Raw genomic sequence first — 25,256 nt, 5'->3', positions numbered from 1 at the left:
GAGCAACCACCCATGCCGATGATCAACCTGATCCAAGAACAGCGCCTGGCGATCCAAGAGCGCGAGCAAAAGATCCGCGCCCTGCTGTTCGCCACAGTCGGGCTCGGCGCCCTGGCGTTCCTGTGTGCAGGCTTCTTCACGTTCGAAGCGGCGCGCTACCAGGTGATGGTGATGAGCCTCTCGGGCGAGAAGCAACGGCTCCAACCCCAGATCGACAAGTACCAGGCGAACCTGAAGGAGATGAAGGAGCTCGAGCCGAGGATCGAGTCGCTGGGCAGCGCGGTCAAGGCGACGGAGCGCTGGTTCCGGGTGATGGACCACCTGAGCTACAACACGCCGAACGGCGTCTGGCTCACCCAGGTCCGGAGCAACAGCAACGACGCGTCCAAAGGCGTGGTCGTCACGGTCGACGGATACGGGCTGACCCAAGAACAGATCGGCGAGCTTCTGATCCGCTTGGGCACCTGCCCCGACCTGGCCAATGTCTCCCTGAAGTTCAGCCAGGAACGCCCGATCGACCAGCAGAAGGTTTTGGAGTTCGAAATCCTTGCCACTCTCACCGGCACCGAAGTTAAGAAGACGGTCGCCGAGAAGAAGAAGGAGTCCGCATGAGTCGCACCCCTAGCTTAAAGACGATGGTCTTGATGGCGCTCGGAGTCATTTTCATTGGCTTCCTCGCCACGATGTGGACCTTTAACATGAGCGTGGACGCCAAACAGCGTTACAACGCGCTGCGAGCCGAGGTCCCCGAGGAGGAGGAGCTGCAGGAACAACTCGCCGAGTCGCAGTACTCGGTCGACGAGTACCGTGCCCAGCTCGACCACCTCGAGGCCGGAGTCCCTGGCCTCGCGTATGTCCCGACCCTGCTCCAAGAGCTCGAAGAGCTTGGCCGGCAGCACCAGATCACGGTGACGGGCGTCCGTCCGATCGTCGATTCGAAGAGCCTGGGCAAGGGTAAGGGCGCGAACAAGAAAGAGCTGGGCGAGGCAAAGAAGGCTTACCAGGAGATCATGATCGACATCACCGGCCGCGGCACGTACGCCAACGTGATGGGCATGGTCGAGGCCCTGAAGACCTTCCCGAAGATCATCGCGGTCCAGACGGTCGGCCTTCAACCCAAGAGGGTCACCAAGGATCTGGAGGTCGCCCCTGGCGACGGCCCGCTCCTCGATGTTTCCATTCGCATCAAGGCCTTCCTGTTCACAACGGACGACAAGGCCACGGACAAGTCGGCGGTGTCGACATCATGAACGACAAGAGAAAGATGATGGTCGTGGGCGGCCTTGGGCTCGTGCTCGTTTGCGTCGGCGTGTTCCAGTTCTCTGGAATGGGCCAAGGCGGCGAGCTCGAAGACCCGACGGCGAAGAAGTCTTCCAAGGGGGCGAAAGCCACCGAGGGCGCGGTGAATGCCGGTGGCAAGGAGGGCGAGGCGCAAAAGGTCCAACTGGATCCGCAGCGCGAGGCGCTCATGGCCATGGTGACCGGGCCACTGCCCAAACGAGACCCCTTCATGATGGCTTCGTTCACGACCGCGGGCAACAGCACGCTCCAACCTCCCGCGAACAAGATCGTCCCGGAAGGCACCAAGCGGCCGGACAGCCCCCCAGCGGCCCCGCCCGTCAACAAGGTGACGAGGGCGCCGCGGCGAGCGAGCTCCGACAACGGCGTCAGCATCCCCCCCATGAACCCGTTGCCCGGCAACGCCAATCCTGGCTTGCCGCCTTCGACGGACGCGGGAATGCTCACGACCCCGGGCAAGCCCGTGCGAAACGTGGGCGAGTTCGCATACAGCGTAAAAGGCGTGGTCGTCGGCAGCAAGCCGATGGCCGTGTTCGAGGACGACGACGGCAACCAGCGGCTCGTGCCGCTCGGTGGCTCGGTCGATGGAGACAGCAAGGTCGTCGGCATCGAAAGAGGAAAGGTTCGCATCCGCCACAGAGGGAAGGACAAGACGCTGACCCTCTCGGAGGGACAGTAAATGAAGCACCTGACACTGACGGTAGGCTTGCTGGCGGCACTGGCGTCGAACGCGCTGGGCCAGGCTCGCCTGACCGGATTTCAAACCAACAAGGCAGGCGGCAGCCTCGAGATAGCCGTCCAAGGGCAAGGGCTCCAAAAGCCGAAGGTCTACCGACTGCTGCAGGACACCTCCTACATCCTTGAGTTCACGGGGGCTATGGAGGGCCGGAAGCAGTTCGAGACGGTCGGCCACCACCACATCAAGGACATCCAGTTGAACTGGTACAGCGCCCGGCCGCCGAAGGTCCGCCTTCGCGTCCGGACGACCAGCTTGGCGAAGGTCGACCTCGTGAACCGAGGCGGCCAGTGGATCGTCCGCGTGACCCCGCCGAACGGCGAGTCCGGCGAGGGCCAGACGCCGCAAGACCTCTTTGGATCGGTCTCCGAGCCGATCAACGCTGCCCCGCAGACCACGTCCGACGAATTGGAGCAGCTGCCTGACCCGTTCGCCCAGGCGAGCGATGCCGACCGCATCGCCCTCGAGGAAGCGACCCGAAAGCTGCAGGAGAACGCCGCGGAGACCGTGGCCGCCAAGGGTCCGAAGCCAGCCCTGGCCGAATCGGCCCCGAGCCCGAGCCCGTCGCTCGACGCCAACACGGGCGTCAGCGCGCAGCAGGCCATGCGCCAGCGCGTGTCCCTCGACTTTGTGGGCACGGACGTGGTCCAGATCCTCAAGGCGCTGAGCATCCAGGCGGGCGTGAACATCATTGCTGCGCCGGAAGTCAGTCCGCAGGACAAGCCTCTTCGCGTGACCCTGTCGCTCAACGACGTCCAGCTCGAAGACGCGCTCTCGATGCTGACCTCGATCACGGGGCTCCGATATGCGAAAGTCGGCAACACGTTCGTGGTGACGCCGGGCGCGTCGTTCACGACCGCCATGCGCCAGATCATGGAGCGCAACGCGGACAGCTACCAGACCCGCGTCATCAACCTGATCAGCGGTGAAGGCGCCCAAATCCGCGACGCCGCCCTCAAGGCCCTTCCGCCGGACGGCCGAAACGGCTACTACGAGATCATCGTTCCGGGCCAAGCCGCCGCGCAGGCGAACGGGCCCGGCCAGAAGGCGCCGACCGACGGGGGTAACCCGTCGACCGCCGACCAACTCGCCGCCGCCATGGGACAGGGTGGGGCCGCTCCCAACCCGCCCCAGAAGGGCCAGGAGGCGCCTGCTTCCAACGATTCGCCCCGCAACGGTCGCACTCGAGCGTTCTATCTGATGCTCGTCGGCGACACGACGAGGCTGAGCGTCGTGGAGCAGTACATCCGCGATTTGGACGCGCGCATCGCACAGTCGTTCTCGCTGAACATGGCGGACACGGCCGGAACGGTCGTCGTGCCGATCCAGAGCGGTGAGACCCAGCGCATCAAACAGATGATCGACCGTCTCTTGGTCGACAACCCGCGGGCCAGCGACTATTCGATCTCCGAGACCTCCGTCAAGGAGCTCCCTGAGGGCGAACTCGCCACCCACATGCTCCTGATGATCGGCCCCGCCGAGGAGTTGGAGACGCTTAAGAAGTTCACGGTCGCGCTCGACCAGGAACTCTGTCGCGCCTCGGGCATCGCCTACCTCGACTCCGTCAACGACCTGAACCGGGTCTACGAAGTCATCGACCTTAAGTATCTGGAGCCGATGGTCGCCGAGTTCGACCTGAAGAACCGCATTCGCGGGCTCTGGGTCACGGTCGTGCCGGACCCGGTCACGCCGGGCATCACGGGCGAGGACGAGAGCAAGAAGGCGGACACTCCGCAAGAGAGCGCCCCCGGCGGCGGTGGCTCCACGGCGAAGCCCGACGAGGCCAAGCTGAAGCGGCAGATCGGTCGGGAACCCATGAAGCTCGTGCTTCGCGGCACCCGCCAGCAGATCTCGCAGGCCAAGGCCTATCTCGCCATGATCGACGTGGCTCCGCGCCAGGTGGCGCTCGAGCTCCGGGTCATGGAGATGACGAAGGAAGACGCCCTGAAGATCGGGCTCGACTGGAGCCTGGTGACAGGCGCTCGCGGCAACGTGATCCGGATCAACCAGGGTCTGGGCGACAACATCGCGAACCCCGGCTCCTTCCAAGGAAACGTCAACTTCGACCAAGCCCTGAACGGCGTGACCAACGCCCCGTTCTTCGAGAACGGTTCGTTCCTGGGCACGCTTGACCAGGTCGCGAACAACCGCAACCTCATCGCCCGCCCGAACGCCTTGGTCAGCGACGGCCGCAGCACCGACCTCTTCGTCGGCGACACGGTCCGCTACATCAAGAGCATTCAGACGAGCCAGAACGGGACGACGGTCATCACCGACCAGATCAAGGTCGGCGTGGTCTTCGGGATCAAGGCCCGCATCGGCTCGGGCGGCAACATCGCCCTGGACCTGAAGCAGAACTTCAGCATCCTGACCGGCTTCACGCCGGTGCCGGGCGGCGGCCAGCTGCCCCAGACGAGCGACCGCGAGACCAGCATGTTCGTGAACATGCGGAGCGGCGAGACCATCGCCCTCGGCGGCCTGATCATGGACCAGGACCGCAAGAGCGTGAGCGGCATTCCGATCCTGAAGGACATCCCGATCATCGGGCAGCTCTTCAGCCGCAGGAACGACAGCAAGGTCCGGACGGAGATCGTCTTCTTCCTGACCGCCATGGAAGTCACCGGAAAGGACCGCGCAATGGCGGCCTCGCCGGAGACCTCGATGGAGCGGTCGCCCCGCCCGCTCGAAGACTACAAGGAGTCTCGTAAAGAGGCTGAGCAGCGCGGCCTCGAAGAGCGCGCAAAGCGAAAGGGCGAGTCCGCCCCCCCGCGAGTCGGCGGCTAAAGGCAGCCCACTCCCCGCCCCGGCAAGACTGCCGGGGCGGGTTCATTTTGTCCCTGGGATAGAAGTCGAAATGAACCAAAATGGGGGTATGCGGCTTTCCGCAACCTCCATTCTTTTCGGCCTGGCCCTCCTCACCATGGGCGCCGGCTGCCGATTACAGAACGGTCCCAATCCCAGGGACATACGACCCGACAGTGTCGAAGGTGCGCTGGAACCGATCGATGGGAAGAAGGGCGACGCCGAAACGTCCGCTCCCAAGGCCGGCCAAGTCCAAGAGTCAGGCGCGTCGGACGGGGCAGTGACCCTCCACGCCACCGATTCCCCCGGAGCCAAAGTGCAGCCCGGACCTGGCGGCACGGGCACCGTGAAGGTGCAGCCCGAGAAAGTGGCGAAGGCGATCAACAGAGACCCTCAGAAGCAGGCTGAAGAGGCGGCAAAGGAAGCTCGGGCACGGGGCATCACGTACGCGCCGACAGGGGCGGGCAAGGACATGCTCGCCACTTTGGACCCCAAGAGGTTTTCCGTCTTCATCGGCTTGGTCGCCAAGTCCGGCATTAGCTCTGAGTTGACCGGCGAGGACCGGATGACCTTGCTCGCCCCGACCGATGACGCGTTCAAGGCCGTCCCGGCGGCCACGCTTGACGCTTTGCGCAAGGATCCGGAAAGGCTCAAGACTTTTATCCGGTCGCACATGCTCTATGGGCAGAGCCGCGTCGAGGACCTCGTCCACGTCGAACGGGTGATGTCAAAGGGCGGGAAGGCCTGGGACATTTCGGGCGGCGAAAAAGACCTCAAGATTGGAGGCGCCAAGTTCATCAAAGCCGACATCCTCGCCAAAAACGGCCTCGTCCACGAGGTCGACAAGGTCTTGATCCCCTAAGAAACGGGGTGAGAAGGGGTAGCTCTCCGCTCTAGCGAACGCCAAAGCGGGGGGCGCCGGTTCTGACCCGAAGCAAATGAACCAAACGCCTTCCCCGCTTCAGCTCTGTCCCACCGGATTCCCGGGGGAGAGACGACCCAACTATACCTCGTTTGTTAACATTGCGTTAACATAAGGCCAGAGGACCCGCTCGCAACCTATCGGCTCAGGCCACCCGTCACGATCGAGGGGATCGACATGAAATCTGCGGTCGAGATCGTGCACGAGTTCTGGCGGCTGATGGCCACGAACGACTTCTTTTCGGTAGGGGTCTTGCTCTCCGAGGACTTTGTCCTGGAGTGGCCCCAGTCGGGAGAGCGCATCCTCGGGGCTGAGAACCTCGCCCGGATGAACACCGAATATCCGAAGCACGGCGCCTGGCAGTTCTCGGTCCAGAGGGTCGTGGGGAACGACGTTGAAGCGGTCTCGGACGTCAAGGTCACCGATGGGAGTGTCTCGGGCCGGGCCCTCACGTTTTTCACCGTAACGGACGGGCTCGTCACCAGGATCGTCGAATTCTGGCCGGAGCCCTTCGAGCCCGCCCCTTTGCGAAGCCATTTGGTCGAGCTTAACCCGTGATTTCTGCCCAGCGTTAGATCCCCGTCAATTCTCGTTCAGGTCTCGTTCAAGTCGTGCGCTTACTCTTTCAGTAGTCGGCCTGATGGTCGGCATGGGGGCACTGTTCCCCCTTGTTTCCAAGGAGAAAGCATGACTAGAGCCATTCACTTCAGCAGCACGGTCGCCCTGGCCGCGATCGCGATTGCGGCCAATGCGCAGCAAGCCTACGCCCTTACCTCGGACAACCGCCTGGTCGGATTCGACGTGATGAACCCGGTCAATTTGACCAGCAACGTGAACTTCTCAGGGTTCGCCCAGCAGAACGAACTGATCCTGGCCATCGACTACCGGCCGGCCACGGGCCAGCTCTACGCGCTCGGCAGCTCGAGCCGCTTGTACACAGTGAACGAGAACACGGGCGTGCTCACCGCAGTGGGTTCCGGCCCGTTTAGCCCGACGCTGAACGGCGTCGAGCACGGGTTTGACTTCAACCCGACGGTCGACCGCGTCCGGATCGTGAGCGATCTGGAGCAGAACCTGCGCGGGAACCCGAACGACGGCACCGTCCTGCTTGATGGCAACTTGGCCTTCGCGAGCGGCGACGTCAATTTCGGCGCCAACCCGAACATCGTCGCCTCCGCCTATACGAACAACTTCGCGGGCGCCCAGAGCACGACCCTGTACAACATCGATTCGAACCTGGACGTCCTTGTGATCCAGAACCCGGCAAACAGCGGTGCGCTCGTCACGGTGGGCTCGCTTGGCATGGATATTACGAACCTTGCCGGCTTCGACATCGTCGGAGTCAACACCGCCTGGGCGGTGATGCAACGGGCCGGGGACGCCCGTTCCTGGCTCACTTCGATCAACCTGACCACGGGCCAGGCAACGGCTATGAGCGTGGTCGGCGGCAACTCGCAGAACCTTCGCGGCCTCGCGGTGGTGCCGGAGCCCGCTTCGATGATCGCGCTTGGCGCGGGCCTCGCTGCCCTCGTGGCCCGACGCCGCAAGAGCTAAGGCTCCAAGACCAGGCGCCCCCCGATGAGAGCCTTATACGGGGGGCGCCTTTGCGTTTATTCTTGGGCCAAGGCCGAGATTACGGGAGCCAGGTCGAAGACGAGGAAGTTCTTTCCCTTCGAATTCATGACGACAAGCGCCCCCTGCGGGAATCTCTCGCCAAGGGCCTCGGTCGTGACCTCCAAGCCGTCGGTAGAGTCCGCGCCTGTCAGCAGGGTGAGCTTAAGTTTGAACCGGCCCTCGACTTCTTCCCAGACGAAGACTTTCGAGCCGTTCTCGATCTGGTCGCTACTGAAGAGGAACCGTCGGCCCTTGATGGTGGCGTAGGCGAGCCCCTCGCGGTCTCCGGAGTACCCCGCGGTGGCGAACTCCTCGACCTTCGTCGCCGAGCCTTGCTCGTCGAAGCGGTAGCGCCGGAGGCCGAAGCCTTCGTCCGCATAGCAGACCTCGTTCATCTCACTGTCTACGGCGATGGCCTCGATCTCGCCCTCGCCGCTGAACGCGCCAAAGTTGCCCAAAGGCTCCGTGGCGACGCGCGAGCCGATCGCGGTGACGCGGAGCATTTCGAGATAGCCTTCCGTCGGCCCGGTCTTCGAGCCGACCACCGCCCAGATCTCTCCGTTCGGGCGCTTGGCTAACGAGATGCCCATCGGCGCGCCGCTTTCACCCGTGCGGCCGATGAAGACTCGGGTCTCCCCGGTCACGTCCTGCATCTTCCCGGTGTCCGGGTCGATCGCCAGGACGCGAAGCTTCTTAGCGCCCCGCTCGGTAGCGACGGCCAGGTCGACCGTGTCCTCGCCCATCACGAAGCCGTACTGGACATCGACGTTGTTCGGTCGCTTCATCCCCACGAAGGACTGCACGACGCGGCCCTCGAGGTCGAAGACGAAGAGACCGCCGTCTTCCGCGTTCTTGTCGGTGCCGATGATCAGGCTCTTGGAGGGGTCGCGACGGTTCACCCAGATGGCGGGGTCGTCGGCGTCATGGCCGACGGGTTCGGTCGCGAAGGCGGGCGTCAGTTCTAAGGTGCGAGCGGGCTCTTGCGTCGGTAGGAGCGCCCACAAGGCGAGAAGGGGAAGTAAAGGTCCCATGTCTAAGCTCCTTAGGGGGCCTCCGTCAGGAACCCGGCGGCAGTTTGGTCGGTGAACATGATGAACGGGTTTCGGGTCATAGCAATTCGCCTTACCGCCGAATTATGCCAGGCCGTCTCCGGCCAGAGTCCGGAAACGCCGCTCGTGGGAGGGCTCGCGGGACATGAGGGCCGCTTCGAAGACCAGGCCGGAGCAGCGCTCGTCCTCGCTCCGCTGGTCGCCGGCTTCCCCCATCGCTTCCACGACCGCCGCGCGCAGGGCCGCGACCGCGTCTTCGAGCGTCTTGGCTTCCAGCGCTTGCTCCTCGATGACCTTCTTCATGCGGTCGCCTGCGTCTTTCGTTCCGGCGAGCCACGTCCAGTTCGCGTCGATGCAATAGTCGCCGTCGTACTCCAGACAGTAGTAGCGGTCGAGCGCGGGCTCATCCCCGACTTCCATGAAGAGGGCCTTGCCGACCCAAGGCGCGGTTTGGAAGTTGCCGAACGAACTCTTGATGGGCTGGCTCAAGGCGCTGACGACGCGCTGGACGGTGACGTCTTCCTCGCTCCGGTTGAAACCTTCGCGGTGGGCAAAGTCGATCGCCGCGACCCGGAGGGACTCCACGTCCGACTGTTGGCCGATCGCCGCGTACATGAGTCGGTCGTAGATCTCATAGAGCTTCCGTGTGCGCCGCTTGAAGCTGGCCGCGACGATGCCCTCCGGCCGGGAGACAGCCGCGACGGGAACGCCGCTGGCGATCCTCGCCTCGACAAATTCGGCACGGTGGGTGATGTTTTCTTGCCAGTCGTAGGGCGTCAGCATCCCTGGGATTCTACGCGCAGTCGGCGCTGTTGCACCCGGTGCCTAGTCGACGGGGCGGACGCGAGGGTTCGGGTCTGTGCCGGACTTCCCTTTCAGCACGGACTCGAGGTCCTGGCCCGGGAGGGTGTCCAGAATCTGTGAGCGATCCCAGATCGTGAAGTAGCCCAGACCGCCGCGGGCAAGGCTGCCCGGCATCGCGACCTTGTACTTGGCGTCGCCCTGGACGTCCGCCCCTGCCACATTAAGGTCGACGACCCTCTTGTTCGGAGCGGCGCCCTTCTTGAACGTCACCGAGATGCCGCTGACCTGAAGGAAGCCCGGATTCGGCGAAGGGTAGAGAGACACCGACCGCTCCATCGCTGCACGAAGCTGGGCGCCGGTCAGCTGCACGACACAGAGGTCGTCAGTCGGGAACTGAAGCATGCCGCTCAAGTCGCCCGACTTGAACTCGGGCTTCAGAACGCCCGCGGGAAGGAAGGCGATGTCGGTCCGCGCCGCGGACCGAAGGTAGTCGGCGGCGACCTGGGCGGGGCCGAAGGCTTCGCGGTCGGGCCCGGCTAGGGCCAGGCACGCAGCCATCGCCCCAAGGCATGCAAAAACCCGGGCCTTCTTCATCTCTATGTCCTTATGACTCCGGGGCCTTGCATTGGTTTCGGCACATTTCGAGAAACAGGCCGGATTTCCAGGTCAAAAGTCGACTTCGAGGCCCATCGAGCGGGCCGAGCCAGCGACGATCCTGGCGGCCATTTCCTCATCGTCGGTGTTGAGGTCCGCCATCTTCAGGCGAGCGACTTCCAAAGCCTTATCCTTGGTCAGTTTGCCCGCGATCGCTTTGCCGGGGGTCTGGGAGCCCTTCTCGATCCCGACCGCGCGCTTGATGAGGTCGGTCATGAGCGGCTGCTTGACCCGGAAGTTGTAAGACCGGTCTTCGAAGACGACGATCTCGACCGGCAGGGTGAAGCCCATCTGCGGCGCGGTCTGCTCGTTGAACTTCTTCAGGAACTCCATCATGTTGATGCCGGCCTGGCCAAGGGCAGGGCCGACGGGCGGCGCAGGCGTTCCCTTTCCAGCGGCGATGTTGAGCTTGATGACGCTTGTGATCTTCTTTGCCATAGGGCGGTCTCGTTGTAAAGGTTTCTGGAACTACGGCGGGGAGTGGGAAGCGTCACCCGGAGTCCGACCGGGCATTATAGCACCGGGAGCCCTCCCGGGCCGGGGAACTGGGCGTGGGATCCGACGTCGTCCAGTCGGAAGGCCCCTCCAAACCGGGTCTACAACCCGGAGCCGGCGTGTGGGCCACTGCGCGGAAACCCCTCACCCTAGCTCGCCCTAGCCCGTGCTAAACTCCCGCACCGGAGGGCGACGACGCCCGTCCGATTAGGGAGGATCGTAAAAAGTTGGGGAGCGCCTACACACCAGGACTAACCGTTAGCCGTGACATCGTCGTCCAGCGCGTGAGGCGACTGCCGATCAAAGGCGAGGTCTTGGTGAAAGTCGGCGACGAGGTGAAACACGACACCGTCGTGGCCCGCGCGATGTTGCCCGGCGTCCTGCAGACGATCCGCCTTTCGGAGCGCCTTGGGGTGGACGCCAAGGATGCGCCGCCTTACTTCCAGCTGAAGGTCGGCGACCCGGTGGAAGCGGGCCAGATCGTGGCCGAGTCGAAAGGGTTCTTTGGCCTCTTCAAGCAAAAGGTCGTCTCCGACTTCACGGGGACGGTGGACTCGGTCTCCGAGCTCACCGGGCACGCCCTGATCCGCGAGCCTTCGATCCCGGTCGATGTGACGGCCTACGTGGACGGCAAGATCATCGAGGTCTCTGACGGCGACGGCGCGATGGTGGAGACGCGCGGCGCCATGGTGCAGGGCATCTTCGGCGTCGGCGGCGAAAGGAACGGCACGCTCCGGGTGGCGGTCCAGAACCCGGGCGAGATCCTGGACGCCCAGCATATCGGCGACGGCGACGCGGGGAAGATCTTGGTCGGTGGCGCCGGTTTGACTTTGGCGGCCCTGGAGAAGGCGAACTCCTCCGGCGTGGTCGGCCTCGTGGTCGGGGCTGTGCGGGACGTCGACCTGATTCAATTCCTGGGCTATGACATCGGAGTGGCGATCACGGGGCAAGAATCTATCAATGTGACTGTCATTGCGACCGAAGGTTTTGGTAGACTCCAGATGGCCGAGAGAACCTTCAACTTGTTGAAGTCCATCGAAGGCCGACAAGCCAGCCTGAACGGGGCGACCCAGATCCGGGCGGGCGTCATCAGACCCGAAGTCATAGCGCCAATAGAGGGATTGACCGGGGCGGGCCACTTGGCCGCCAGCGGTGCCCCTCTGGAGGTTGGTACACCGATCCGGATCATCCGTGAACCGTATTTCGGCGAGTTGGGCAAGGTCACCGGCCTTCCCGCGACGCTGCAACAGGTGGAGTCCGGGGCAGAGGTTCGCGTTTTGACGGCGAGACTCGATGATGGCCGCGAGGTGACGGTACCTCGCGCCAATGTCGAGATCATCGCCACATCATGACGATCCTAGTCGTAGACGACGAACAGAACATCCTCGAGACAGTCGAGAACAAGCTTCGGAAAGAAGGTTACACCACCTTTTCCGCGGACACCGCGGAGGAGGCGATGCGGCTCTTCAAGCTCGTCAAGCCAGATCTCATCTTGCTGGACGTCATGCTTCCCCAGCGTTCTGGCTTTGAGCTGTGCCGGGCGCTGCGCCGCGTCTCGAACGTGCCGATCATCTTCCTCACCGCGCGCTTGAGCGAAGAGGACCGCGTCCAAGGGCTTGACCTTGGGGCGGACGACTACGTCGTCAAACCGTTCTCGCTCTCCGAACTCGTGGCGCGGATCCGGTCGGTGCTCCGCCGGTCCAGCGGTGATCACTCCAGCGGGATCATCGAATCCGGCAGACTGAAGATCGACCCTCGGACCCATGAAGTGTGGGTGGACGGCGAGCCGGTGAGTTTTTCGCCCCGCGAGTTCGCGTTGCTGCACTTCTTGGCCCGGCACTCCGGCCAAGTCTTCTCGCGCGAGACGCTCCTGGACCGGGTGTGGGAGAAGGAGTCGTATGTCTCGCCCCGCACCGTCGACGTCCACGTCCGTTGGCTGCGAGAGCGCATCGAGCCCGACGCGAGCAAGCCCAGCCACTTGGTGACGGTGCGCGGCGTCGGATACAAGTTCGTGGGCTGAGGGGCGGATGCCCCGTTGATGGGCCGCGCCAAAATGCGCTATCCACCTTCCGCCCGCGCTCAAACACGCGACCTACCGCAGTTACCTCGCGGGCTCCTTTGTCTCGAACGTCGGCAACAGCATCCAAGCCTGGGCCATCGCCTGGCAAGTCTTCGCCCTCACCCAGAGCTCGCTCATGGTCGGGCTTTTGGGCCTGGCGAGGGTCGGCCCCTTGTTGGTGTTCGCGCTCTTTGGCGGGGTGATCGCGGACCGGGCGGACCGCCGCAAGGTGCTGCTTGTGACCCAGGCGGCGATGGCCGGAATCTCGCTTGCGCTGTTCGCGACGGCGACGGCGGGGATCCAGTCGGTCGCGCCTCTGTACCTTTTGGTCGCCCTGAACGCGGTCGCCCGCGCCTTCGACGGTCCCACCCGCCAAGCGCTCCAGGTCAGCCTCGTTCCGATCAAAGACTTCCCGAACGCGGCGAGCCTGAACGGGGTGGCTTGGCGGCTCAGCGACGTCCTTGGCCCGGTTTCGGCGGGGTTGCTCATCGCCTCGCACGGGTTCCTCGGTCTGAACGGGTTGAGCCTGGCCTATGGGCTGAACTTCCTCTCCTTCTTCGCCGTGTTCGCGGTCATCTGGCGGCTCGGGCCGAGGCCCGCTCCGGACGTCGCGTCGGCGACGAGCATCGGCGACGTCCTGCGGCTGGTCGGCGACGGACTGCGGTTCGTGAACAGGACGCCTGTCGTGCGCCACGCGATGTGGGTCGACTTCTGGGCGACCTTTTTCTCGGGGGCGGAGGCGCTGTTGCCCGCATTCGCGACCGTCGTGCTCGGACTGGAGTCCAAGGGTTACGGGATCCTGGCCGCGAGCAGTGCCATGGGCGCGCTTCTGGCCGCATCCTCGCTCGCCTGGCTTCCGACCATCCGCAACCAGGGTCGATGGGTGGTGGCCATGATCGCGCTCTTCGGCCTGGCCACAATCGGCTTCGGACTAGCGCCGAACCTGCCAGTGGCCTGTGCCTGCCTGGCGTGCGTGGGGGCGGCGGACATGGTGAGCACGGTGATGCGCCAAACGATCCGCCAGTTGGCCACGCCGGACGAGCTTCGCGGACGGATGTCCGCGACCAGCAGCCTCTTCCACATTAGCGGGCCCCAGCTTGGCGATTTCGAGGCCGGTGCGGTGGCGAGCTGGGTCGGCGAACGGGCGTCGATCGTCATCGGCGGGTTCATGTGCATGGTGGTCGCCGGACTCTGGTCGCGGGCCAAGGCGCTGGTCGAGTACGAGCACGAGCCCGGCGAAACGACCGGGGGCGCGGGCCAAAGTCGGCCCGCGCCCCCTGCATAAGGGTCTCGCCCCCGTTACTGGATCGACTTCTCGATGCCGTCGATGAACTTGGACAGCGATTCGCGGCCCTGCTCAGGATAGTCCTTGACGGCCGCGCGCGCCTTCGCGATGTACTGCTTCGCCTCGTCCTTGCGTCCGGTTTGGGAGAGCGACCGGGCGTGGAAGGCGTAGGCGACGCCCTTCATCTCGGGGTTCGCCTTCTCGGCACAATCGGCCGACATCGCGAGAGCCTTGGTCTTCGTCGCTTCGTCCTTGGTGGACTGGGCGATCGAGCCCAGGATGTTGCACCAGTCGACGGGGTCGACGGTGACCTTGTCCATGTTCGCCTCAACATACTTCATGGCGAACTCGGGGTTCGCGCGGGAAGCGATGCTCGCGCCCCGCACGACCGCGTCGCTCTTCTCACCGTCGAATTTTGCGATGAGCCCCTCGAACTTCTCCATGTCGCCTTCCTTAGCGGCGGCCTGGGCGTCTTGGGAAAGCTTCATCTCGGCGCGGGCCTGGGCGGCTTCCTCGTCGAACTTCGTCTTGAAGGCTTGGAGGTCGAACGTGCCGTTATAGACCTGCTCGACCGGCTCTTCCATGCTCATCGGGTGGCCGATCCAAGCGATCTGGCCCTCCTGGTTGACGATGAAGGCGCAGGGGATGCCGTTTTGGCCGGCGGCGCGCATCCAAGTGTTGGCGATCGTGTCGCGCTCGTCGTCCATCGCGACGTTGTAGCGCATCTTCTGGCCGTTCTCGGCCACGAACTTCTTGATGCGCTCCTCGTGCTTCGCGTTGCCGGGCTCTTTCTCGCCCTCCTCGTTCCGGTCCCACGTGTTCACTCCGATGAAGTCGACCTTGCCTTTCATCTTGTCGGCCATGTCGCTCAGGTGGGGCATGGACTGCAGGCAAGGGCCGCACCAAGTGGCCCAAAACTCGACGACGTAGACCTTCCCTTTCTCGAACTCGGGCACCGGGGTTCCCTTCACCCAGCCGACCGGCTTGAAAGTCGGGGCCGGGTCGCCGATGGTCAGCGGCTGCGGGGTTTCTTGAGAAAAGGCGCTACCCGCGAGCGCAACGGTCAATAGACCGACGTAGAGGCTCTTAACTCGCATCCTAGCCATGATACGCCTAAATCGGAGAAATCCATCCCCGTCGTTACAATTTTCCACAGGTTCGACCCAAACGTACGAGGCCGGGACTTCCATGGAACGATAGGCATTAAGTCGTCATATGTCTACTCATGGCACGGGTATGATCGGGGCCGTGTCCAGCGAGAAGATCGTTGTCGTCGGCGCGCGAGAGAACAACCTCAAGAACGTGACCGTCGAGATCCCCCGTGACAAGCTTGTGGTGATCACCGGCTTGAGCGGTAGCGGCAAGTCCAGCCTCGCGTTCGACACGATTTATGCAGAGGGCCAACGACGCTACGTCGAGAGCCTGAGCGCCTACGCCCGCCAATTCCTCGGCCAAATGGACAAACCGGACGTCGATCACATCGACGGCCTTTCGCCCGCCATCAGCATCGACCAGAAGAGCGCTTCGAAGAACCCCCGCTCGACCGTCGGCACGGTCACGGAGATCTACGACTACCTTCGCATCCTCTTCGCCCGGGTCGGCGTCCCCCACTGTCCGAACGGTCACGGCCCAATCGAGCGCCAGTCGACCGACACGATCGTCGACGCGGCCCTTGCCCTGCCCGAGGGCACGCGCCTCCAGGTCATGGCCCCCGTGGTCCGGGCCCGAAAAGGCACCTATCAAAAGGAGCTGAAGGAGGTGCAGGCCGCGGGGTTCGTCCGTGTCCGCGTGGACGGCGAGATGTACGAGGTGACGGACGACATTCCGATGGACCGGTACAAGCAGCACACGATCGAGGTCGTCGTGGACCGGATCGTGATGAAGGAGGGAATCGAGCGGCGACTGGCCGATTCGGTCGAGGCCGCCCTCAAGATGGGCAAGGGTCTTGTGACTCTCGTCTGGGAAGCCCTCCCCTCGGTTTTGGGGGATGATCGTGCCCCCGAAACTGAGGGGGGGGTTGGGGGGGGAGACGGGCCCCAGGAAAAGACCTTCAGCGAGCACTACGCCTGCGCGGTCTGCGGCTTCAGCATGCCGGAACTGGAGCCGCGCATGTTTTCGTTCAACTCGCCCTTCGGCGCGTGCCCCGAGTGTACGGGGCTCGGCACCAAGACCGAGTTCGACCCGGACCTCGTTATCCCGGACAAGACGCAGCCCCTGCGGGACGGCGCGATCAAGGCCTTTGTCTATAAGTCGGGCGAGACCAAGGAGTGGTGGCCGGACGTGCTCGACGGGGTCGGGCGCGCGTGCGGCTTCGACGCTTCGCGTGCCGTGAAGGACCTCGACGAGGAGGCGATGCGCGTGGTCTGGGAGGGCCTGCCGAACCCTGTGCCCGTCAAAATGCGGTACGGAAAGACGGAGCGCACGTTCAACGCGCGGTGGGAGGGTGTGACCGCGATCCTGCGTAAGCGCTACGAACAGACCGAAAGCGAGTGGGTCAAGGCTGACTTGCAGCAGTACATGAGCACCCGCCCCTGCCCCGTCTGCCACGGCCAGCGCCTCAAGCCCGAGACGCTCAGCGTCCGCCTCCCCGGGACGGCGAGGTCTGCGGCGGCCCCCCCTCCTGTCGCGGGCGAGGGGGCAGGGGGTGGCGGGGCCAGTCTCCGGGGCGTCTCGATCGCGGACGTCACCAGCCTCGCGGTGGCGGACGCGCTGACCTACTTCGTCGAGTTGCCGGGCAAGCTTTCAAAGCGGCAGATGACGATCGGCGAGCGGGCGGTGAAGGAGGTCACCGAGCGTCTGACGTTCCTGAACGACGTCGGCCTGAGCTACCTGAACCTCGACCGCAACACGAACACGCTGGCCGGCGGCGAAGCCCAGCGAATTCGCCTCGCCACCCAGATCGGGAGCGGGCTGATGGGTTGCCTCTACGTCTTGGACGAACCCAGCATCGGCCTGCACCAGCGCGACAACGCGCGCCTGATCGAGACCCTCAAGCGGTTGCGCGACGTCGGCAACACCGTCCTTGTCGTGGAGCATGACGAGGACACGATGCGGGCCGCCGATTGGCTCATCGACATGGGTCCAGGAGCAGGCGAGCACGGGGGAGAGGTCGTGAACGAAGGGGCGTACGACGACTTCGTCACCCGCGATTCGCCCACCTCCCGCTATCTCACTGGAAAGGACATGATCGAAGTGCCTGCGGTGCGCCGAAAGCCGCGGAAACCTCTAGGGACGAAGTCCGGCCAAGCCGTCGTCGCGGCCGTGGTCGCGCCGAGAGCCAAGAAGCGGGGGCGACCGGCCAAGGTCTGACCGCCATGCCCCCTTGCCCTTCCGCGCTGACGATGGCCCGCATCCCGGCCAAGAAATGGGGGACGCGGGAGGACGTCCTTCGCAGGCTGGAGGGCGCGCGCCGGATCCTGGACGAGGCCCAAGACCGTCATTCGTTGCCCGAGCTTGCCCGGCTGGCGGACCTCTCGCCCTACCACTTCCACCGCCTCTTCCGCGAAGCCTACGGCCTGACCCCGCAGACCTATTTGCGAAGGCGCAGGCTCGAAAGGGCGGTGGCGCTCTTGAAGGAGGGTTGGGCGGTGAACGCGGTCTGCGCCGAAATCGGCTTCAGCAGCCCGTCCTCGTTCCACCGCGCTTACCGCAAGCAGTTTGGGCACGCACCGGGAGCGACTCTCGTCGGCCTCCACGCTACGAAGCACAAAATTAGCAAGCCCGGACAATCAGACGATGACGGCCACCGGCAAGAATCGAGACCGTGAAGCACAACACTGTCTGCCACATCGAGATTGAAGTCACCGACCTCAAGCGCTCCCAGGCGTTCTACCAAGGCCTCTTCGGATGGCACTTCAGCGAGTTCGCCATGCCGGACATGGTGGTGTTCGGTCAGGAGGAGGAACACATCGGCGGACTGATGCGGGTCGACCGGGTCGAGCCCTCGCGTAGCCCGAGCGTTTGGTACCGCGTCGCGGACCTCGACAAATCGATTGACACGGCCTGCGGCTTGGGCGGGAGCATCGAGGAGGAGAAGGGCGAAGTCGCCAGCGTGGGCTGGTCGGCCGTCGTCCGCGACCCGGACGGCAACCGGGTCGGGATGGTCATGTACGCTGAGGACGCTCGCTGACCAGGCGCCCGGCGTGGGAAGCCTAAACGGGGGAGCCCGTTCCCGGCCTGCAGGAATGGGTATCCTCCCGTCTACATGTCGAGTGGCTGGTTGAGCCTGCGCGGAGCGCGGGGAAATAACCTCAAAGGGGTCGATTTCCACGTGCCGCTGGGGCTCTTCGTCTGCGTCACGGGCGTAAGCGGCAGCGGTAAGTCGACCTTGGTCCAGGACACGTTGTTCCCGCGGCTCATGTACGAGGTCTATGGCACGCGCGGGGTGTGGGCGCCGCACGATAGCCTTGAAGGGGCCGACGAACTTGACAAAGTCATCGATATCGACCAGTCGCCCATCGGCCGGACGCCGCGTTCGAACCCGGCCACCTATACGGGGACGTTCGACATGGTGCGCGACCTCTTCGCCCAAACGGCGGACTCGCGCGCGAGGGGCTACAAGCAGGGCCGCTTCAGCTTTAACGTGAAGGGTGGGCGGTGCGAGGCTTGCAAAGGGGACGGGATCATCAAGATCGAGATGGTGTTCCTGCCGGACGTCTACGTCCCCTGCGAAGTCTGCAAAGGCAAGCGCTATAACCGCGAGACCCTGGAGGTGAAGTACAAGGGAAAGTCGATCGCCGAAGTGCTCGAGATGACGATCGAAGAAGCGTGCGAGTTTTTCCAGCCGATCCCCAAGATTTACCGCAAGCTGAAGACCCTGCTCGACGTCGGGCTCGGCTACATCCGCATGGGCCAGCCCGCGACGACGCTCAGCGGCGGCGAGGCCCAGCGCGTCAAGCTAGCGGAAGAATTGAGCAAGCGCTCGACCGGCAGCACGCTCTACATCCTTGACGAGCCGACCACCGGGCTCCACTTCGAGGACGTCCGCCGCCTGCTCGCGGTGCTCCACCAATTGGTTGACCAGGGGAACACGGTGCTCGTCATCGAGCACAACTTGGACGTCATCAAGACCGCGGACTGGGTGGTGGACCTCGGGCCGGAAGGCGGGGCGGGCGGCGGCCAGATCATCGTCGAGGGAACGCCGGAGGACGTCGCCGCGTGCGAGGCGTCCCACACGGGCCGCTTCCTCAAGGCGCTCCTGCAGCCCACCGGGTGACGCGGGCTTTGCCGGTACCATCGTCCGCATGGCGAACCAATTCCCGACCCTCACCCCGTACCTCGTCGTCGACGATGCGATGGCGGCGATCGACTTCTATCAAAAGGCGCTCGGCGCGCAGGTCGTCGACGTGATGAAGGGCGAGGACGGCAAGGTCATGAATGCCCAGCTCAAGGTCGGCGACTCGATGCTGATGCTGAACGACGAGTATCCGGACTACGGCGCACTCGGCCCGAAGCACTACAGCGGCTCTTCGGTCACGATCCACATCTCCTCCAAAGCCGTGGACGCGGACTTCCAACGGGCGGTCGACGCGGGCGCGACAGTGACCATGCCCCTCGAAGACCAGTTCTGGGGCGACCGTTACGGCCAGTTCATCGACCCCTTCGGCCACAAATGGTCGATGGGCCAGAATGCCGAGGAAGCGAAGGCCGTCGCCGGCGGATAACGATGCCTCGCTGCGCTTGGGCCGAGGGGAGCGAGGTCTATCAGCGCTACCACGACGAGGAATGGGGGGTTCCCGTCCTCGACGACCGCGTGCTCTTCGAGTTCTTGATCCTGGAAGGCGCGCAGGCCGGGCTGAGCTGGTCGACGATCTTGAACCGGCGCGCAGGCTACCGCCGCGCGTACCAGGGCTTCGACCCGCAGGTCGTCGCGCGGTATACGGAGGCGGACCAGCAACGGCTCCTTTCGGACGAGGGCATCATCCGCAACCGGGCGAAAGTGGCGAGCAGCGTGAACAACGCGATCGCGTTTTTGCGCGTCGTCGAGGAGTTCGGCTCCTTCTCAAACTACCAGTGGCGCTTTGTGGACGGAAGGCCGATCCAGAACACCTGGAAGTCCCTCGATGAAGTCCCGGCGGTCACGAAAGAAGCAGAGGAGTTCAGCAAAGACCTGAAGAAGCGGGGCTTCAATTTCGTGGGTCCGACCATCATGTACGCCCACATGCAAGCGGTGGGGATGGTGAACGACCATTTGGTGGACTGCCCCCGGCACCGGCACTGCCGCGAGCTCGCGAGCACCCTTCCTGGCAATTAGGCGGCGGCAGCCGTCAGCCCTGCCCCCGCCGTGAGTAAACTCGGCCCATGGCCCTGACGCAGACAAGAACGTACAACTTCTCGGCCGGCCCGGGCGTGATGCCGGTGCCTGTGCTTGAGCGCGCGAAGGAAGAGATGCTCGACTGGCGGGGAAGCGGCATGAGCGTCATGGAGATGAGCCACCGCGGGAAGAACTTCCTTAAGATCGCGGAAGAGTCCGAAAGCGCCGTGCGGCGATTGATGGGCGTGCCCGACAACTACAAAGTCCTCTTCTTGCAGGGTGGGGCGAGCCTTCAGTTCACGATGCTCGCCATGAACTTCCTGCGCGGAGGAAAGGCTGACTATATCGTCACCGGCTCCTGGGGCGAGAAGGCGATAGCGGCGGCCAACCTTGAGGGCGAAGCGCGGCTCCTTTGGAGCGGGAAGGAAGGCAAGTACACGAGCGCCCCGGACCTTGGATCGCTCGACATCTCGGCTGACGCCCGCTTCCTCCACACCACCCTGAACGAGACGATCCAAGGCGTCGACTACCTGGCCGACCCGACGGTCGCCAAGGACGTCGTCTGCGACATGTCCAGCTGCATCGCAAGCCGCCCCTTCGACGTTTCGCGGTACGCGATGGTCTATGCGGGCGCGCAGAAGAACCTCGGTCCGAGCGGCGTCTGCCTCGTGCTGTTGCGCGAAGACATGCTGGAACTGGTTCCGGCCGGCCTCCCTCCGATGCTGGACTACAAGGTCCAGGTCGAGAACGACTGGATGTACAACACGCCGCCCTGCTGGGGCGCGTATATGATCGGGCTAGTCTGCGAGCACTGGCTCGAGTTCGGCGGCCTGGAAGCGGTCGGCAAGCACAACGAGGCCAAGGCTAAGGTGATCTACGACGCGATCGACGGCTCGGGCGGGTTCTACAAGCCGCACGCGGTGGAGAAGAACCGGAGCCGCATGAACATTCCGTTCGTCCTTCCGAGCGACGAGCTCACGGACAAGTTCCTAAAGGAAGCCCAGGCGAACAACATGGTCGAGCTCAAGGGCCACCGCAGCGTGGGCGGTTGCCGGGCGAGCGTATACAACGCTTTCCCGCTGGAGGGCTGCCGCGACCTCGCCTCCTTTATGGGCGACTTCGCCGCCAAGAACGGCTGAGCCAAACGGAGCCGGGCGGCTGATTCGCATCGGCCGCCCGGCTGGGGAACACACGCCCCTGACTTTAGACTACCAGGGCGTGAGGTCGAAGCGGCCCGCCGGTCCCTTGACCTGGACGCGGTCCGAGTTCAACCCGACGACGAAGAGGTCGTCTTCAATCTTGCCGCCGACCTGCACATAGCGGGTCCGGGCCGCGTTTACGAAGACGGCGGTGACGCCGTGCTCCGATCGGACCGTGCCCCTGAACGCCCAGCCCTTGAGCTGGTCGGTAAACTTCGGCTTCTCGGGCGCCTCGCCGCCAGCGGCCCGGGAGCCATCGTGGAGGCTGCTGGGGCCACGTCCGCCGGCCGGGGCCATGGAGGTCTCGGTGGAGAGACCGCCCGGGCTCAGGGCTTGCTGGTCCGCCCCCGGGGCCGCTTGCCCGCTTGCGGAGAGCAGTTTGGTCTGGTCAAAGGTATAGACCGCCGTGTTCTGCTCCTTGAAGTACTGCTTGGCGACGAACTGGCCGTTGACCTGGACTTCCATGCCGGCCCTCACGTCCTTCGCCTTGGGGTCAGTCATGCGGAAAAGGTAGTGCTGGCGCACCCCCATTCGGGCGGGCAACTCGATCAGGATGCCCATGACGCCGGAGACTTCCTGCGACCACCCTGCGATCCCCTTCAGCGTGAAGGACTGACCCGGCGCCTTGAGCTCCGGGTTGAACATTTCGGACTGCTGCTGACTGACCGCCACGGCCGAAAAGGCCAGGAATCCCAGGATCGCCATGCGTCGCATAGGGGGTTCGTTCCGTTTTGAACGCCCCTTCCCACTAGAAAACCTGCCGGGCCTTACCCCTCCGTACTTTCGTATTGGTGTTGGAGGGAGAAGACCACGGCGCGGTCGGCCAGGGTGGTGGTGTCGCCGAGGGCCCGCCCTTCCGCGATGTCCCGGAGCAGGCGCCGCATGATCTTGCCGGAACGCGTCTTGGGCAGATCGGCGCAGACGAAGACCTCCTCGGGACGGGCGATGGGCCCGATCTTGTGGGCGACGTGCTCCTTTAGCAGGGCCACCAATTGGTCGGAGTCCGCGGCGTCATAGCCCGCGCGAAGTAGGACGAAGGCGGAAATGGCTTGGCCCTTGACCTCGTGGGCACGGCCGATGACGGCCGCCTCGGCGACGGAGACATGGTCGACAAGGGCGCTCTCCACCTCCATCGAGGAGATGTTGTGCCCCGCCACGATGATGACGTCGTCCACCCGGCCAAGCAGCCAGAAGCAGCCGTCCTCGTCGACCATGGCCCCGTCGCCGGCGAAGTAAGTGCCTTCCAGCCTGCCCCAATAGGTGGCCTTATAGCGCTCCGGATCGCCCCAAATCCCCCGCAGCATCGAAGGCCAAGGCTCGCTGATGCCGAGCAGCCCGGTCACCTCCCCGGGACTTGAACCTGGGTACGGCGTGATGTCCCGGCCGTCCTCGGCGAAGATCCCCACCGCCATGCCGGGCATCGGCTGCGTCGCTGAACCCGGCTTGGTCGCGGAGAGCCCAGGAAGGGGAGAGACGACGACGGCCCCCGTCTCCGTCTGCCAATAGGTGTCCACCACGGGGCAGCGCCCTCCGCCGACAAGGTCGCGGTACCACATCCAGGCCTCCGGGTTGATGGGCTCGCCGACCGACCCGAGGAGTCGCAGGGACGAGAGGTCGTGGCTTTGGACCAACTCGTCGCCCCACTTCATGAAGGTGCGGATCGTGGTCGGCGCGGTGTAAAGGATGGTGACCGAGTGCTTCTCTATGATCTCCCAAAAGCGGTCGCGCCCGGGCGAGTCCGGCGCCCCTTCATAGAGCACCTGGGTCGCCGCGTTCGCCATGGGGCCATAGGTGACGTAACTGTGGCCGGTGATCCAACCGCAGTCCGCCGTGCACCAGAACACGTCCTCCGGCTTGAGGTCGAAGACTGTGTAGGCGGTCATCGCCGCCTGGGTCAGGTAGCCGCCGGTCGAGTGGACGATGCCCTTCGGGTGCCCTGTCGAGCCGCTTGTATAGAGGATGAAGAGGGGGTCTTCCGCGTCCATGGGGACGCAGGGGCATTCGGTGGACTGCGTCTTCACGACCTCGGCCCAGGAAAGGTCGCGGCCTTCGGTCCAGACCCCCGGGTCATAGTCGCGAGGGTGGTCGGCGGTGGCGGTGATCCCCGGCGTGATGCGGTCGAGCACGACGACCTTTTCAATCGTCGGGCAGCCAAGTTCCAGCGCTTCGTCGGCGATGCGCTTCAACTCGACGACGTGGCCCTTACGCCAACCGCCGTCGGCAGTGAGGAGCACCTTGGCGCCCGCGTCGTTGATGCGTTCATGGAGCGATTCGGCCGCGAAGCCGCCAAAGACCACGGAATGGATCGCGCCGATGCGGGCGCAGGCGAGCATCGCCATGGGGAGTTCCGCGACCATCGGCAGATAAAGGCAGACGCGGTCGCCCTTGCCGACGCCCAGGGACTTGAGGCCGTTCGCAATCCGCGAAACTTCGTCCTGGACCTGCTGATAGGTGAAGTGGCGCACGTCGCCCGGTTCGCCTTCCGAGATGAACGCGGTCTTGTCTCCGAGCCCTGCCTCGACGTGCCGGTCGACGCAGTTGTAGCAAGCGTTCAGCTTGCCGCCGACGAACCACTGGGCGAACGGGTTCTCCCACACCAGGGGCGTGTGCCAGGGCTCCTCCCAGTGCAACTTCCGCGCCCAACTTTCCCAGAACGCGATCCGGTCGCGGTCGGCCTCTTCGTAGAGGCTCCGGTCGCGGACGTTCGCTCGTGCGGCAAAGTCGGCCGGCGGTGGAAAGACCCTCTTTTCAAAGATGCGGCCCTGGCGGTTGTCGTTCATCTTACGATGGATTCTAACCGCGTTTTGCCGCCGATGTTCACGACGCGGTGAGGCAGATCGTTTCGTCTTGACTTTATCGACGAGCTTTTCCGACTCAGTCGGTGCGTGGGACTCGTCACGCCCGAACCCAGCGCGGCGGCCGCATTCTATGCGGGCCACTTGGGTATGGCCATCGTCAGCAGGGAAAACGGCATCGAACTTTCGGGCGGGCTCCTCCGTTTGTTCCTCGATCCGGGCGCGCCCCGACCCTTGGTGCTGGAACTCCTGACGTGCGACTTGCTGGAGGCGCGGCTTCGCCTAAAAGGGTTTGGCTTTGAGGAGATCGCCTGGAAAGGGCCGGGAGGAAGCAACCTGGTGCGCGACCCGTTCGGCTATGTCTTCAACATCTACAGCTCGCCGAGCACGTTCGAGTCCCCCGAGGTCGAACTCACGGACAGCCGCCTCGTGAAGCCGTTCGTGGGCGGCCTCCTCCTTTCGCCCGGTGAGGCGGCGGACTTCTACGGAGAGCTCCTGTGCCAGGCGCCCGATCTGCTCCCGGACAGGAGCGTGGCGATCGAGTCCGGCTTGGTCCGGTTGCGGTTCCGTCAGGCTCCGGTTTCGCAGCCGGCCCTCTGGCTCACCTCGTTGCCGAGCGCGGAAGACCTGGTTGCGCTGGGGTTCAAGGAGGTCTTTGAGAGTGTCTTCGTCGACCCCTTTGGGCTCGCTTGGTGCCACGACCGGGGCGCAGAGGACGACCGGGCAGTGGTTACCCCACTATAATCGCCGCAGATGGTATTGCTGGTGGAATTCGACCGGTTCGCCGAAGAGGTCAAGCGGCACTGCCCCCGACCCCTCGCCTACCTCACGCGGCTCGCAGGCAGGACGGTGGCCAGCGCGGCCCACCCCGCGGCCAATTTCCTCGTCCGCGCGGAGACGAAGATGTCGCTCGAATCCGCCCAGTTCCTGCTGCAGGAGGCGGGGCTCGAGATCGGACGGGGCCAATGGTCGCCGGAGGAAGAGGCTGAGTTGCTCAAGGTCGTGCGCCCAGTCTGGTTCGCGGCCGTGGCCTACAAGAGCTCGGAGGACAAGCCGGGCCTCTGGGTGGACGCCACCTATCACCAGCCGAGCGGCGGCGAGGTCGTCGAGTGCCTTTACCGCGAGTTCAGCCGGGACGGCGTCGTGAAGGGCGTCTCGGTCGAAGAGTTCATCCGCATCGCGGAGCCTAATGTCGTCATCCTCGACGCCGACGAGGCCCACCGCTTCGCCTCTGAGAACGAAAGCGCGCAACCCGAGGAGAGCGGCCCGCGTGATAGCGGTTAGGTGGGT

The 25,256-nt window shown here is 64.4% G+C and carries 26 protein-coding genes; 19 read left to right on the top strand and 7 right to left on the bottom strand.

The window, feature by feature from the left end:
- Positions 1–12: 12 nt before the first annotated feature.
- From KF733_00660 to KF733_00630, 7 genes are all read left to right on the top strand, one after another.
- Positions 13–612: a PilN domain-containing protein gene (locus tag KF733_00660; protein ID QYK56001.1), complete on the top strand. Its 600-nt coding sequence runs from the start codon at positions 13–15 to the stop codon at positions 610–612.
- Entirely contained in the window at positions 609–1,250 is a 642-nt protein-coding gene (gene pilO / locus KF733_00655; protein ID QYK56000.1) for a type 4a pilus biogenesis protein PilO, read from the top strand. Before KF733_00660 ends, pilO begins: the two co-directional genes overlap by 4 nt.
- The gene (locus KF733_00650) at positions 1,247–1,978 is read left to right on the top strand and encodes a hypothetical protein (protein ID QYK55999.1); all 732 of its coding nucleotides are present in this window, start codon (positions 1,247–1,249) and stop codon (positions 1,976–1,978) included. The genes pilO and KF733_00650 overlap by 4 nt, the downstream gene beginning before the upstream one ends.
- A complete protein-coding gene (locus KF733_00645) occupies positions 1,979–4,819 on the top strand; it encodes a hypothetical protein (GenBank protein ID QYK55998.1) in 2,841 nt (946 codons plus the stop codon). It abuts the gene before it with no gap.
- 88 nt (positions 4,820–4,907) lie between these two features.
- Complete coding sequence (locus KF733_00640) at positions 4,908–5,699, top strand: fasciclin domain-containing protein (GenBank protein QYK55997.1); 792 nt, start codon at positions 4,908–4,910, stop codon at positions 5,697–5,699.
- Positions 5,700–5,936: 237 nt separating this feature from the next.
- Positions 5,937–6,317 carry a nuclear transport factor 2 family protein gene (locus KF733_00635; protein QYK55996.1) on the top strand — a complete coding sequence of 127 codons (381 nt, stop codon included), beginning with the start codon at positions 5,937–5,939 and terminating at the stop codon, positions 6,315–6,317.
- 129 nt (positions 6,318–6,446) lie between these two features.
- Positions 6,447–7,313 (top strand): DUF4394 domain-containing protein, encoded by an 867-nt coding sequence (locus tag KF733_00630; GenBank protein QYK55995.1) that lies wholly within the window; start codon positions 6,447–6,449, stop codon positions 7,311–7,313.
- A gap of 56 nt (positions 7,314–7,369) precedes the next feature.
- Here KF733_00630 and KF733_00625 read toward each other — a convergent pair whose 3' ends face one another.
- From KF733_00625 to rplK, 4 genes are all read right to left on the bottom strand, one after another.
- The gene (locus tag KF733_00625; protein QYK55994.1) at positions 7,370–8,404 is read right to left on the bottom strand and encodes a phytase; all 1,035 of its coding nucleotides are present in this window, start codon (positions 8,402–8,404) and stop codon (positions 7,370–7,372) included.
- Between the two features lie 102 nt (positions 8,405–8,506).
- Positions 8,507–9,205, bottom strand: coding sequence for a hypothetical protein (locus KF733_00620; protein QYK55993.1), 699 nt, complete (start codon positions 9,203–9,205; stop codon positions 8,507–8,509).
- 42 nt (positions 9,206–9,247) lie between these two features.
- Positions 9,248–9,820, bottom strand: coding sequence for a 5'-nucleotidase C-terminal domain-containing protein (locus tag KF733_00615; protein ID QYK55992.1), 573 nt, complete (start codon positions 9,818–9,820; stop codon positions 9,248–9,250).
- A 72-nt stretch (positions 9,821–9,892) separates the two neighbouring features.
- A complete protein-coding gene (gene rplK / locus KF733_00610) occupies positions 9,893–10,318 on the bottom strand; it encodes a 50S ribosomal protein L11 (GenBank protein ID QYK55991.1) in 426 nt (141 codons plus the stop codon).
- A 341-nt stretch (positions 10,319–10,659) separates the two neighbouring features.
- Here rplK and KF733_00605 point away from each other — a divergent pair, with 341 nt between their 5' ends.
- The 3 genes from KF733_00605 to KF733_00595 are packed head-to-tail and all read left to right on the top strand — an operon-like array spanning position 10,660 to position 13,719.
- On the top strand, positions 10,660–11,727 hold the full coding sequence (locus KF733_00605; protein ID QYK55990.1) for a hypothetical protein: 1,068 nt from the start codon (positions 10,660–10,662) through the stop codon (positions 11,725–11,727).
- Positions 11,724–12,395: a response regulator transcription factor gene (locus KF733_00600; protein ID QYK55989.1), complete on the top strand. Its 672-nt coding sequence runs from the start codon at positions 11,724–11,726 to the stop codon at positions 12,393–12,395. Before KF733_00605 ends, KF733_00600 begins: the two co-directional genes overlap by 4 nt.
- 40 nt (positions 12,396–12,435) lie before the next feature.
- Positions 12,436–13,719 (top strand): MFS transporter, encoded by a 1,284-nt coding sequence (locus tag KF733_00595; GenBank protein QYK57144.1) that lies wholly within the window; start codon positions 12,436–12,438, stop codon positions 13,717–13,719.
- A 14-nt stretch (positions 13,720–13,733) separates the two neighbouring features.
- On the opposite strand, the gene KF733_00590 is transcribed toward KF733_00595, so the two are convergent.
- Complete coding sequence (locus tag KF733_00590; protein ID QYK55988.1) at positions 13,734–14,816, bottom strand: TlpA family protein disulfide reductase; 1,083 nt, start codon at positions 14,814–14,816, stop codon at positions 13,734–13,736.
- 151 nt (positions 14,817–14,967) lie between these two features.
- Between KF733_00590 and uvrA the strand changes: the two genes are divergently transcribed.
- From uvrA to serC, 7 genes are all read left to right on the top strand, one after another.
- A complete protein-coding gene (uvrA, locus tag KF733_00585; protein ID QYK55987.1) occupies positions 14,968–17,028 on the top strand; it encodes an excinuclease ABC subunit UvrA in 2,061 nt (686 codons plus the stop codon).
- Between the two features lie 5 nt (positions 17,029–17,033).
- Positions 17,034–17,486 (top strand): helix-turn-helix transcriptional regulator, encoded by a 453-nt coding sequence (locus KF733_00580; protein ID QYK55986.1) that lies wholly within the window; start codon positions 17,034–17,036, stop codon positions 17,484–17,486.
- Positions 17,483–17,848 carry a VOC family protein gene (locus KF733_00575; protein ID QYK55985.1) on the top strand — a complete coding sequence of 122 codons (366 nt, stop codon included), beginning with the start codon at positions 17,483–17,485 and terminating at the stop codon, positions 17,846–17,848. The genes KF733_00580 and KF733_00575 overlap by 4 nt, the downstream gene beginning before the upstream one ends.
- Positions 17,849–17,923: 75 nt before the next feature.
- Positions 17,924–18,934 carry a hypothetical protein gene (locus KF733_00570; GenBank protein ID QYK55984.1) on the top strand — a complete coding sequence of 337 codons (1,011 nt, stop codon included), beginning with the start codon at positions 17,924–17,926 and terminating at the stop codon, positions 18,932–18,934.
- A 28-nt stretch (positions 18,935–18,962) separates the two neighbouring features.
- Positions 18,963–19,382, top strand: a complete 420-nt coding sequence (locus KF733_00565) for a VOC family protein (protein QYK55983.1) — start codon at positions 18,963–18,965, stop codon at positions 19,380–19,382.
- 2 nt (positions 19,383–19,384) lie between these two features.
- The gene (locus tag KF733_00560; GenBank protein ID QYK55982.1) at positions 19,385–19,972 is read left to right on the top strand and encodes a DNA-3-methyladenine glycosylase I; all 588 of its coding nucleotides are present in this window, start codon (positions 19,385–19,387) and stop codon (positions 19,970–19,972) included.
- 47 nt (positions 19,973–20,019) lie between these two features.
- Complete coding sequence (serC, locus tag KF733_00555; GenBank protein QYK55981.1) at positions 20,020–21,111, top strand: 3-phosphoserine/phosphohydroxythreonine transaminase; 1,092 nt, start codon at positions 20,020–20,022, stop codon at positions 21,109–21,111.
- A 69-nt stretch (positions 21,112–21,180) separates the two neighbouring features.
- Here the strand turns inward: serC and KF733_00550 are convergent, their stop codons facing one another.
- The gene (locus tag KF733_00550; GenBank protein QYK55980.1) at positions 21,181–21,876 is read right to left on the bottom strand and encodes a hypothetical protein; all 696 of its coding nucleotides are present in this window, start codon (positions 21,874–21,876) and stop codon (positions 21,181–21,183) included.
- Between the two features lie 62 nt (positions 21,877–21,938).
- A complete protein-coding gene (gene acs / locus KF733_00545; protein ID QYK55979.1) occupies positions 21,939–23,951 on the bottom strand; it encodes an acetate--CoA ligase in 2,013 nt (670 codons plus the stop codon).
- Positions 23,952–24,056: 105 nt separating this feature from the next.
- Here acs and KF733_00540 point away from each other — a divergent pair, with 105 nt between their 5' ends.
- Both KF733_00540 and KF733_00535 read left to right on the top strand, forming a co-directional pair.
- The gene (locus tag KF733_00540) at positions 24,057–24,710 is read left to right on the top strand and encodes a hypothetical protein (protein QYK55978.1); all 654 of its coding nucleotides are present in this window, start codon (positions 24,057–24,059) and stop codon (positions 24,708–24,710) included.
- Positions 24,711–24,719: 9 nt separating this feature from the next.
- Entirely contained in the window at positions 24,720–25,250 is a 531-nt protein-coding gene (locus tag KF733_00535) for a hypothetical protein (GenBank protein QYK55977.1), read from the top strand.
- Positions 25,251–25,256: the final 6 nt, after the last annotated feature.

The organism is Fimbriimonadaceae bacterium (assembly GCA_019454125.1).
Taxonomy (GTDB): domain Bacteria; phylum Armatimonadota; class Fimbriimonadia; order Fimbriimonadales; family Fimbriimonadaceae; genus JALHNM01.
The sequence above is the reverse complement of the archived record's forward strand: the minus strand, read 5'-3'. Positions and strand labels throughout refer to the sequence as shown.

Bases quoted from the DNA above. Each gene is read 5' to 3' on its own strand.
- rplK (QYK55991.1), bottom strand. From the start codon at position 10,318: ATGGCAAAGAAGATCACAAGCGTCATCAAGCTCAACATCGCCGCTGGA.
- KF733_00635 (QYK55996.1), top strand. From the start codon at position 5,937: ATGAAATCTGCGGTCGAGATCGTGCACGAGTTCTGGCGGCTGATGGCC.
- KF733_00650 (QYK55999.1), top strand. From the start codon at position 1,247: ATGAACGACAAGAGAAAGATGATGGTCGTGGGCGGCCTTGGGCTCGTG.
- KF733_00645 (QYK55998.1), top strand. From the start codon at position 1,979: ATGAAGCACCTGACACTGACGGTAGGCTTGCTGGCGGCACTGGCGTCG.
- KF733_00660 (QYK56001.1), top strand. From the start codon at position 13: ATGCCGATGATCAACCTGATCCAAGAACAGCGCCTGGCGATCCAAGAG.
- serC (QYK55981.1), top strand. From the start codon at position 20,020: ATGGCCCTGACGCAGACAAGAACGTACAACTTCTCGGCCGGCCCGGGC.
- KF733_00625 (QYK55994.1), bottom strand. From the start codon at position 8,404: ATGGGACCTTTACTTCCCCTTCTCGCCTTGTGGGCGCTCCTACCGACG.
- pilO (QYK56000.1), top strand. From the start codon at position 609: ATGAGTCGCACCCCTAGCTTAAAGACGATGGTCTTGATGGCGCTCGGA.
- KF733_00630 (QYK55995.1), top strand. From the start codon at position 6,447: ATGACTAGAGCCATTCACTTCAGCAGCACGGTCGCCCTGGCCGCGATC.
- KF733_00590 (QYK55988.1), bottom strand. From the start codon at position 14,816: ATGCGAGTTAAGAGCCTCTACGTCGGTCTATTGACCGTTGCGCTCGCG.
- KF733_00600 (QYK55989.1), top strand. From the start codon at position 11,724: ATGACGATCCTAGTCGTAGACGACGAACAGAACATCCTCGAGACAGTC.
- KF733_00640 (QYK55997.1), top strand. From the start codon at position 4,908: ATGCGGCTTTCCGCAACCTCCATTCTTTTCGGCCTGGCCCTCCTCACC.
- KF733_00560 (QYK55982.1), top strand. From the start codon at position 19,385: ATGCCTCGCTGCGCTTGGGCCGAGGGGAGCGAGGTCTATCAGCGCTAC.
- KF733_00570 (QYK55984.1), top strand. From the start codon at position 17,924: ATGTCGAGTGGCTGGTTGAGCCTGCGCGGAGCGCGGGGAAATAACCTC.
- acs (QYK55979.1), bottom strand. From the start codon at position 23,951: ATGAACGACAACCGCCAGGGCCGCATCTTTGAAAAGAGGGTCTTTCCA.
- KF733_00565 (QYK55983.1), top strand. From the start codon at position 18,963: ATGGCGAACCAATTCCCGACCCTCACCCCGTACCTCGTCGTCGACGAT.
- KF733_00535 (QYK55977.1), top strand. From the start codon at position 24,720: ATGGTATTGCTGGTGGAATTCGACCGGTTCGCCGAAGAGGTCAAGCGG.
- KF733_00615 (QYK55992.1), bottom strand. From the start codon at position 9,820: ATGAAGAAGGCCCGGGTTTTTGCATGCCTTGGGGCGATGGCTGCGTGC.
- KF733_00550 (QYK55980.1), bottom strand. From the start codon at position 21,876: ATGGCGATCCTGGGATTCCTGGCCTTTTCGGCCGTGGCGGTCAGTCAG.
- KF733_00620 (QYK55993.1), bottom strand. From the start codon at position 9,205: ATGCTGACGCCCTACGACTGGCAAGAAAACATCACCCACCGTGCCGAA.
- KF733_00580 (QYK55986.1), top strand. From the start codon at position 17,034: ATGCCCCCTTGCCCTTCCGCGCTGACGATGGCCCGCATCCCGGCCAAG.